The following is a 9,587-nucleotide window of genomic DNA, read 5'->3' on the forward strand; positions in this document are numbered from 1 at the left end:
CGCTCTTTTACTCGTTTAAAAGGAAGTTCTAAGTGAGCTTTCCAAAGAGTAAAAAGAGAGGATTGAACGCCAATTCCAGAGAATAATTTACCCGGGTCAATACCAATGGCAATCGGTTGGGTTTTGTTGTTAGAGGATTCATCGGTTAGCTGGACATAGAAAATACCTAAGTCGTTGAATTTACCGATGGCTTTTCCTTCTTTAATCCACCGTCTGGCCCGACTGGGTTTAGTGGGCATCAAGGGCTTTCCGTCTTTTGAGATAACAGGAACTCTTGGCATGGAGATAATCCTTAAGAGTAAAGTTAAAGTCCCTTTCCGCAACACAATCAAGATGTCTTGTCTAACAACGCTTTACCAATAAAGCTTAGAGGGAATCCGAACTAGGGAAGTATTCGGAGGTCTGTGCCAGATTGTGTCTCGATGCGGTAGTCTCTACTTGCGTCGCCTAAATTGGTCTAGGCAAGCCCCGTCGCTTTTAGGGCGGGGTTAGTGACAATTGTTTACCTCACACACACCAAAGAAAAGGCAATGGCTCACCAGAGCTAATGAACTATGATAATTTACCTCAGCACTGATAGCCCTCAATCGATTAACTGCAATTTTTTAGGCAATTATTGGGCTTAAATCCTGTGAGGAAGTCAAGGGATGCGGCCAATTAAAAGCCTCTCTCCCCATCTTAGCCTAAGACTCGAATGGCTGGCTAAAATTTTCAACAATTCGCCAAAATCTCCCCAGTTTCAACAGCTAACCGAATTAATATTGATCAACCCACCAGTTCCATCAGAATATTGCCAGGATAAATAGGTTCGGAAATTGAAGATTGAGAGAAAACTTGTGCGGACAGACAACAATCCGGCGCAGTCCGGAACAACAACCGGAAGCATTCAGTCTTAGAATATTGGGACTAGCACGTCTATTTTTACTGCAAAAATCGTCTTATAGATTAAAGATTATGAAAGCCAGATTATCGATCGCCCTAACCGCCCTAATGACCTTCGGCATAACTGCCACACCAGCGGTCAACTTTGACGAACAGGACATCGAGCAGACCCAGGTAATAGCGATCGCTCGTCCCTACGGAGGTAATAAATTTGACCTGCTAGTATTGGAACAAATCCAGGGAAAACAGAAGTGTTGGAGCGAAAGCGGCTCAAATCCCGTCATGATCGACCCGCTGCTCCTCAACTTTGACTTTACCGGCATTTGTCGCCGCGCCACCGATAGTAATGGTTATTCTATCCGTCTCGATGGCCGGGATTTTGGGCTAGATTACATCCTGCGTATTGTGGAACGCAATGGCGAATTATACTTAGTGGGAACTCCCCGGGATGCTCGCAGACCGGAATTAGTGGTGGGAAGAACCCGAGGAATGCAAACAGGATTTATGAAAATTATCCTCGAACCGGGTTGGAGATTTAGCCGTCGTACTTTCCAAGGCAAAACTTTAGGCCACTTCTACTTTAGCGGCAAAGAAGCGGAAGTTCTCGCGGCCGCCGGCAGACCTCCCATCAACGAAACCACTCCCCCCCCCACTTCCGGGGCCAGTTTTCAGGATATTAGCGGCGATATCTATAAAACTGAGATTGAAAAAGCAATCGCGCTTGGGGTAGTGGCCGGTTTTAAAGAAGATAACACCTTCCGCCCCGAAAATCCCGTCACCAGGGAACAATTCGTCTCGATGATTATTGAAGGGATGGGAACTGTCACCAAAATTAACCTAGAAGCGATTCCCCCCGGCAGCGGCAGTTTTAACGACGTAGAAGCGACGCGCTGGAGTGCCCAAAAAATCCAATGGGCCCGGGCCAATGGTATTGTTGCCGGCAAAGCTAACGGCGAATTCCGTCCCACCGACCCCATCACTAGGGCCGAATTGATGGCGATTCTCAAACAGGCCGCCACCTACCTGAAAACTCAGCAAAAACAAGCCCCCGATTTAGCCCAAACTAAAACCCCCGTCAATTTTTCTGATACTTCCGGTCATTGGGCCGCCAGTTTAATTACCCAGATGTCGGGATTTTGCGGTGTGGCCTCTCCCTTGAACGAACAGGGTAGTTCTTTTGTACCAAATGACCCCGCCCGTCGTAACTACGCAGCAGCCGCCATTGTCCGTACCCTCGATTGTGTTAAAACCGCCAAAAAATAACGGCCTCTCCTCAATCAGGGTTTGCTGAAAAAGTTTTTCCTAGGGGTAGGGTGTGGGGTGTGGGGTTTTATCCATTTTTAGGTGGTCAATTACCTAATTTTCAGGGAAAAAGTCCCCCAATTTTCCCCCCGCTCACTCCCAGGCCCCGAACTTTTTGATTTCAAAAAAGCCTAGGCACTCATGCAAAAGGAGGAATAATAATCAGTCTTTAATAACCAGATTTAATATAATTACTGGTCACTGATTACTGTTTACTGATCACTGTTTACTGATCACTGCTTACTGTTTACTGATCACTGATTACTGTTTACTGATCACTGATCACTGATTGTGGTTGTTAATTTTTACTTTAGGTATGCCGTCGAGTATTATCGCTAAACTGGGAAATAATGCACCTCGGCTAGACAAAATCCTATGGTAAAGCTGCTCGAAAATCCTCTCCGAGTGGGATTGCGACAAGAAAGAACCCCAGAACCCCTAATTTTAGTCATTTTTGGGGCATCGGGAGACTTAACCCAAAGAAAACTGGTTCCTGCCCTCTATCAACTGAAACGGGAAAGACGACTGCCGGCCGAATTAACCATCGTCGGTACAGCGCGCCGAGAGTGGAGTCATGATTATTTTCGCCAACAGATGCGCCAAGGCATCGAAGAATTTTCTGACGGGATTGGTAGTGAGGAATATTGGCAAGACTTCGCCCAAGGCTTGTACTATTTCCCCGGCAACATGGACGATCCAGAAAGTTACGCCAAAATGAAAGTCTTTCTGGAAGAATTAGACGGAATGCGGGGAACCCGCGGCAATCGAGTCTTTTATCTAGCGGTTTCTCCTAATTTCTTTCCCCCCGGCCTTAAAAACCTTGGGGCGGCCGGAATGCTTACAGACCCAATTAAACACCGGTTAGTGATCGAAAAACCCTTTGGCAAAGACCTCAGTTCTGCCCAAGTTCTCAATCGAGTCGTACAAGAGGTTTGTCAGGAGAACCAAGTTTATCGCATTGACCACTATTTAGGCAAGGAAACCGTCCAAAACTTATTGGTGTTCCGATTTGCTAACGCCATCTTTGAACCCCTCTGGAATCGTCAATTTATCGATCACGTCCAGATTACCGTGGCCGAAACCGTGGGAGTGGAGGATCGGGCCGGATATTACGAAAAATCGGGGGCTTTGCGGGATATGGTGCAAAATCACCTGATGCAGTTATTCTGCTTAACGGCGATGGAAGCACCCAACGCTATTAACGCTGATAGTATCCGCGGCGAAAAAGTCAAAGTCCTGCAAGCGACTCACCTGGCCGATATCAATAACCTAGAAAAATCCGCCATCCGCGGCCAGTATAAAGCCGGTTGGATGAAAGGAAAACCCATTCCGGGCTATCGGGAAGAACCGGGGGTTAATCCGGAATCCACCACTCCCACCTACGTCGCCATGAAATTAATCGTCGATAACTGGCGTTGGCAGGGTGTCCCCTTCTATCTGCGTACGGGTAAACGTCTGCCCAAAAAAGTTTCCGAGATTGCCATCCAATTCCGCAATGTGCCGTTATTAATCTTCCAATCGGCAGCCCAACAAACTAATGCAAATGTACTGAGTCTGCGAATTCAGCCTAATGAAGGTATTGCCCTGCGTTTTGAGGCAAAAATGCCGGGGTCGGAATTACGCACGCGCACGGTAGAAATGGACTTTAGTTATGGTTCCTCCTTCGGTGTTGCCAGCGCTGATGCCTATAATCGCCTACTTTTAGACGCTATGCTAGGAGATCAAACCCTATTTACCCGTTCTGACGAGGTAGAAGAAGCATGGCGCATTGTTACTCCCGCTCTCGCCGCTTGGGACGCTCCCGCCGATCCTGCCTCCGTACCCCAATACGAAGCGGGTACTTGGGAACCCACAGAAGCGGAATTTCTCCTTAACCGCGATGGCCGTCGTTGGCGACGACTCTAATACAGTAAACAGTGAGCAGTAAACAGTAAACAGTGAGCAGTAAACAGTAAACAGTGAGCAGTAAACAGTGAGCAGTAAACAGTGAGCAGTAAACAGTGAGCAGTAAACAGTAAAAAGGCAGCTCCGAGCTTGTCGCTTAATACTATTCACTAAAAACTCACATCTGATAACTGATAACTGATAACTGATAACTGATAACTGATAACTGATAACTGGTAACTGGTAACTGGTAACTGATAACTGATAACTGATAACTGATAACTGATAACTGATAACTGATAACTGACATGACCACCCAAAGCCCCCCCATTGTCTCCCTGCAAGCACCGAAAGATGTTTCCATCGATGTGATCGAGCAGGAACTGCGCGATATCTGGCAATCCTATAATGATAATGAGGATGGTATGGCCGCCACCCGGGCCACCACCTTTAGCTTTATTGTCTATGAACCCGATGCGGTACAGGAATTGTTAACCCTTCTCGGCTATTACACCGGTCCGATTGATGGTATTGCCGGTCCCAGGACCCACGCCGCGATCAAAGTCGCCCAGAAGGACCTAGAACTAGAAGTAACCGGGCTTTCTAGCGATGAATTTGTCGCTCGGTTAAGGGCAGCCTGGGAAGCGGAAAAAAACGCCGAGGACGGGGCTAATCATCGTCAATACGCCGCCGATTTGGATGCGATTGGGGTCGCAGATGCGATCGCTGCTTCCAATCCCTGTCGCATTATTACCCTCTGTCCCACCGCCGAGGCCGATGAAGGGGTAAAAGCCTCCGTTTCTGCCTATTGTCCCGTCAACAAACGTAGTCAGAACACTTTAGTTTGCTGTGAATACGTCACTTTAAGCGGTACGGCGGAAGCTTTGGAACGAATTGGCGGCATTATTTCCGAGTTAACTATTCCCAGTTTGCCCAAATTTCTCTGGTGGAAAGCCAGTCCCGATGCGGAATATGGACTATTTAAGCGTCTGGCCAGTCAATGTGATACGATTATCGTCGATTCCAGCACTTTTCGGGAACCAGAAACGGAACTGCTGCAAGTGGGGGATTTACTAGCAACAGATGTACCATTGGCTGACCTGAACTGGAGTCGTCTCGCCCCTTGGCAAGAACTAACCGCCGAGGCTTTTGATCCACCGGAGCGCCGGGATGCTATTCTGGAAGTCGATCGCATCACTATTGATTATGAAAAGGGCAATCCTTGCCAAGCTTTTATGTTCCTCGGTTGGATGGCCAGCCGGTTACAATGGCGACCAGTGGGATATAGTCACCGGTCGGGAGATTACGCTATTCATCGGATTAGCTTCCTCGGTCAGGACCAGCGTTTAATTGAAGCAGAATTAGCTGGTATTCCCGTGGCCGATTGGGGTGAGGTACAAGGGGATCTGATTAGTATTAAACTCAGTTCTACTAATCTTCAGGCTGATTGTTGTACGGTAATTTGTTCGGGAACTACCGGCTGTATGCGGATGGAAGCTTCGGGAGGAGCCCAATCTTGCCGCATTGAACAAGTAGCCCATCTGGAAGACCAAAAAACAGAAACTCTGCTAGGTAAACAGTTACAGCGTTGGGGCAAGGACGTGCTTTATCAAGAAAGTATGAAAGTCACCGGCGCTATCCTCAAATTATCCCGACCGGATTAACAAATTAGCAACAATAATCCCACCCACTTTGGAGAGACCTGGTTAACCAGGTCTCTCGATATTTATACGGCAGTCAGCACCTGATTAAAACCGATAATTGTACCTTTTCAGAAAACAGGTTATTATAAAGACAGAGCTTTGCTTTCAAGGGGGCAATATGGTCGCAACCACTGAGAAACGCTACACAGTCGCAGAATACTTTCAACTAGAGGAAACTGCCACCGACAGACACGAGTATCGAGATGGAGAAATTATTATTATGACTGGGGGAACTCCTAACCATAATCGCATTGCGGGAAATTTTTACAGAAGATTTCCCTTAACTATCCAGAATCAAGCCTATGATATATTTATCACCGATCTACGCTTGGCCATACCCACCTATAATGTATACACCTATCCCGATCTTATGATCGTTAAGGGGGAACCAATTCTTGAAAGAGGACGCACCGATACGATTACCAATCCACAGGTGATTATCGAGGTTTTATCAAAATCTACTCAAGACTATAATCGGGGTGATAAGTTTAAGTTTTATCGCTCTCTTAATAGTTTTGAAGAATATATTTTAATCGATCAATATGGTTATTATATCGAACAATTTCATAAAAGAGGTGATCATTGGGCATTTCGGGATTATCACGATCAAGAAGCGATTTTAACTTTGTTTTCTCTAGATTTTCAAATATCCCTGACAGATTTATATCAGCGGGTGGATTTTACTGCGATTGAAGTATCCTAATGATACTAAATCCGTTGAGTATAGGCTACATATCAGGACAGGCAATAGGCAATAGGGGCTATAGATAATCAGTTTTTAATAACCAGATTTAGTATTATAATTCATAATTTATAATTCATAATTCATAATTCCTAATTCCTAATTCCTAAAAAAGGTGGGCCAGCACCCACCTTGTTTAAACCTTAGATATTAGCGATAATTAGGCCTCATCGAGGGCGGCAATACCGGGTAAAACCTTACCTTCGAGTAATTCCAAACTAGCGCCACCACCGGTGGAAATATGGCTCATTTTTTCCGCCACTCCCACTTTTTCCACCGCCGCTACCGAGTCGCCACCACCGATAATGGTAGTTGTACCAGTAGCGGTTAAATCGGCTAAAGTGTGAGCGATCGCATCTGTACCCGCTGCGAATTTAGCAAACTCGAACACCCCCATGGGGCCATTCCAGAGGACAGATTTACAGTTAGATAAAGCTTTTTGGAAAACTTTAACTGATTCAGGTCCAATATCCAATCCCATCCAACCATCGGGAATATTTTCGACCTTGACGATTTGGGACTCGGCATCTTTATCGAATTTATCCGCTAACACCACATCAGTAGGAAGGAGGAATTCCACCCCTTTTTCTTTAGCTTTCGCTTCCAGGGATTTAGCTAATTCCAGTTTGTCTTCTTCCACCAAAGACTTACCAACACTTAAACCGCGGGCCTTGTAGAAAGTAAAGATCATACCGCCACCGATGAGCAGTTTATCGCACTTTTCCAATAAAGTTTCGATCACGCCAATTTTACTAGAAACCTTAGAACCGCCGATAATCGCCGCTAGGGGACGTTGGGGAGTTTCAATAGCGGACTGTAGGTAGTTTAATTCTTTTTCAATTAAATAACCCGCCACCGAGGGGCTGAGATAGTGGGTAACGCCTTCCGTAGAAGCGTGGGCGCGGTGGGCGGTACCAAAAGCATCATTAACGTATAAATCGGCGTTAGCGGCTAATTTTTTGGCAAAATCGGGATTATTTGCCTCCTCTTCACCGTGGAAACGCAGATTTTCTAAAAGGGCCACTTGACCGTTAGACATTTGGCTAATCGCTGCCGTAACTCCCTCACCAATACAATCGGGACACATGATTACTTCTTGGCCCAGTAATTCCGAGAGACGTTTAGCTACAGGGGTCAGACGCAAATTTTCTTGAACCTCACCGTCGGGACGACCCATGTGGCTGCATAAAATAACCTTAGCCCCTTTTTTGATTAAATCCTCAATGGTTGGCAAGGCCGCCCGAATGCGGGTATCATCGCTGATTTTCCCGGTGGCCTTGTCCATGGGAACGTTAAAATCGACCCGGACTAAGACCCGTTTGCCCGCTAAATCGGCTTCTGTTAAATTCGCTACTGTTTTTTTTGGCACAGCCCATAACCTCCTAGATTGCTTACCGTACAATAAAGATTAAATCAGGGTATCGCTACTTGCGGCAATTACTTTGACAAAGATTATTTCAGATTTGGGGATCAGTTTTGCAGTTCTAAGACTGATTTTCCCAGAAAAATTTGATTGGAGAGACTTGCTAATTATGTTTGAGACGATTTTATTTCCCATCGACCACAGCCGCGAAAGTCGTGACGCGACCAATAGTGTGATCGAATTAGTCAAAATCTTTGACAGTCGTTTGGTCCTGTTGTCGGTGGTGGAAACGACACCCAGCGGAGAAATTGCCGCCGACGATAAGATGAGTTCGATCGAAGCGGTGGATAGATTGTTACAATCGGCGCGATCGATTTTCGCCCAAGCTGGCATCAAGGCGGAAATGATTGAAAGGGAGGGAATACCTTCTTTTGTCATCTGTGATGTGGCCGATGAAGTTAATGCCGACCTGATCGTTATGGGTTGTCGCGGTTTAGGATTAACCAGCGAAGGTGTGTCCGAAAGCGTCACCACCAAAGTTATTAACCTTGCCCCCTGTCCAGTGTTGATTATCCCTTAATCAGTCATCAGTGATCAGTTATCAGTTATCAGTGAGCAGTGAGCAGTTATCAGTGAGCAGTTATCAGTGAGCAGATGTGATAGCAATTTTCTAAACTAGCGGCAGAGATGGCTAGTTAAAAAAGGTACTCATGCACTCTCTTGCCTCTTGCCTCTTGCCTCTTGCCCAGTACACTATCTATGTCACACCTAAAGAAAAATGGGATCAGGTGTGAGTTTTCAGTTCACTGATTACTGTTTACTGATCACTGAAAAAAGCTCCCCCCAACCCCCAACCCCCAACCCCCAACCCCCAACCCCCAACCCCCAACCCCCTTCTCCTGAGAGAAATGTAACGAATTGTGAGAGTTTCAGCCGTCAACCCTTGAAAACTCGATCGATGGGGTTGCTTGAAGTAATTCTTAGGCCTAAAGTGTAATCTTAAAGTTTTATGATCAATTTTCCCGTTGATCGGAAAAAGGAGAACTCAAACACAATGGCTGAAACTGGATACAAACAGGTGGTGACACCCTACAATGATGATCCGTTCATTGGTCATCTAGCTACCCCCATTTCCGCTTCTGGTTTTACCAAAGCTTTTATTGGTAACTTACCTGCCTATCGTCCCGGTCTAGCTCCGATTCTGCGCGGTCTAGAAGTGGGTATGGCCCACGGTTATTTCCTCGGTGGTCCCTGGGTTGTCCTGGGCCCCTTGAGAGACTCCGAATATGCCAATATCGGCGGCTTAATCCCCGCTTTAGCCATGGTTCTTTTGGCTACGGGTTGTTTAGCTAGTTATGGTCTTGTCTCCTTCCAAGGTAAGGCCGCTAGTGGTGATCCGCTGAAATCGGCGGAGGGTTGGAGTCAATTCGCTGCCGGTTTCTTTATTGGTGGCATGGGTGGCGCTTTTGTGGCCTATTTCCTCCTAGAAAATCTTGGTGTCGTTGATGGCATCATGCGTGGGGTTTTTAATCAATAATTAACCCTTTTTCTACCTGATTATCGAAAATTTAGGTTAAAACCCCGTCCTTTTAGGACGGCTTTAAGCTACAATGGAAAAAGCGATAACCAAGCTAAAAACTGAACCTTGACAACAGATAGTAAGGGGTTTCGTTCAGAAAAGACTTCAAATTCGGCCTTGAACGAGTAAAAC

8 protein-coding genes are annotated in these 9,587 nt (G+C 46.2%); 6 read left to right on the plus strand and 2 right to left on the minus strand.

All coding sequences use genetic code 11. From position 1 onward, the window contains the following. On the minus strand, positions 1 to 281 hold a 281-nt coding region (locus tag IM322_RS22090; protein ID WP_287713330.1), incomplete at its 3' end, for an RRXRR domain-containing protein. A 673-nt stretch (positions 282 to 954) separates the two neighbouring features. On the opposite strand from IM322_RS22090, the gene IM322_RS22095 reads away from it, so the two are divergent. The 4 genes from IM322_RS22095 (at position 955) to IM322_RS22110 (ending at position 6,474) form a co-directional block, all read left to right on the plus strand. Next, a complete protein-coding gene (locus IM322_RS22095) occupies positions 955 to 2,145 on the plus strand; it encodes a DUF3747 domain-containing protein (RefSeq protein WP_287675267.1) in 1,191 nt (396 codons plus the stop codon). A 414-nt stretch (positions 2,146 to 2,559) separates the two neighbouring features. Further along, positions 2,560 to 4,089 (plus strand): glucose-6-phosphate dehydrogenase, encoded by a 1,530-nt coding sequence (gene zwf / locus IM322_RS22100; protein WP_287078655.1) that lies wholly within the window; start codon positions 2,560 to 2,562, stop codon positions 4,087 to 4,089. A 287-nt stretch (positions 4,090 to 4,376) separates the two neighbouring features. Continuing rightward, on the plus strand, positions 4,377 to 5,732 hold the full coding sequence (opcA, locus tag IM322_RS22105) for a glucose-6-phosphate dehydrogenase assembly protein OpcA (protein WP_286825415.1): 1,356 nt from the start codon (positions 4,377 to 4,379) through the stop codon (positions 5,730 to 5,732). Positions 5,733 to 5,889: 157 nt separating this feature from the next. Then, entirely contained in the window at positions 5,890 to 6,474 is a 585-nt protein-coding gene (locus tag IM322_RS22110) for a Uma2 family endonuclease (RefSeq protein WP_287673029.1), read from the plus strand. Positions 6,475 to 6,673: 199 nt separating this feature from the next. Here IM322_RS22110 and IM322_RS22115 read toward each other — a convergent pair whose 3' ends face one another. Beyond that, positions 6,674 to 7,882 (minus strand): phosphoglycerate kinase, encoded by a 1,209-nt coding sequence (locus IM322_RS22115; RefSeq protein WP_287673027.1) that lies wholly within the window; start codon positions 7,880 to 7,882, stop codon positions 6,674 to 6,676. 163 nt (positions 7,883 to 8,045) lie between these two features. On the opposite strand from IM322_RS22115, the gene IM322_RS22120 reads away from it, so the two are divergent. Both IM322_RS22120 and IM322_RS22125 read left to right on the plus strand, forming a co-directional pair. Then, a complete protein-coding gene (locus IM322_RS22120) occupies positions 8,046 to 8,456 on the plus strand; it encodes a universal stress protein (protein ID WP_287673026.1) in 411 nt (136 codons plus the stop codon). A gap of 474 nt (positions 8,457 to 8,930) precedes the next feature. Further along, positions 8,931 to 9,413, plus strand: a complete 483-nt coding sequence (locus IM322_RS22125) for a photosystem I reaction center protein subunit XI (RefSeq protein ID WP_004162779.1) — start codon at positions 8,931 to 8,933, stop codon at positions 9,411 to 9,413. Positions 9,414 to 9,587 lie beyond the last annotated feature (174 nt).

This window comes from Microcystis sp. M109S1 (assembly GCF_020247025.1).
In the GTDB taxonomy this organism is placed as follows: Bacteria; Cyanobacteriota; Cyanobacteriia; order Cyanobacteriales; family Microcystaceae; genus Microcystis.

Coding starts and splice junctions, on each gene's coding strand:
- IM322_RS22095 (WP_287675267.1), top strand. CDS start 955: ATGAAAGCCAGATTATCGATCGCCCTAACCGCCCTAATGACCTTCGGC.
- zwf (WP_287078655.1), top strand. CDS start 2,560: ATGGTAAAGCTGCTCGAAAATCCTCTCCGAGTGGGATTGCGACAAGAA.
- opcA (WP_286825415.1), top strand. CDS start 4,377: ATGACCACCCAAAGCCCCCCCATTGTCTCCCTGCAAGCACCGAAAGAT.
- IM322_RS22110 (WP_287673029.1), top strand. CDS start 5,890: ATGGTCGCAACCACTGAGAAACGCTACACAGTCGCAGAATACTTTCAA.
- IM322_RS22120 (WP_287673026.1), top strand. CDS start 8,046: ATGTTTGAGACGATTTTATTTCCCATCGACCACAGCCGCGAAAGTCGT.
- IM322_RS22125 (WP_004162779.1), top strand. CDS start 8,931: ATGGCTGAAACTGGATACAAACAGGTGGTGACACCCTACAATGATGAT.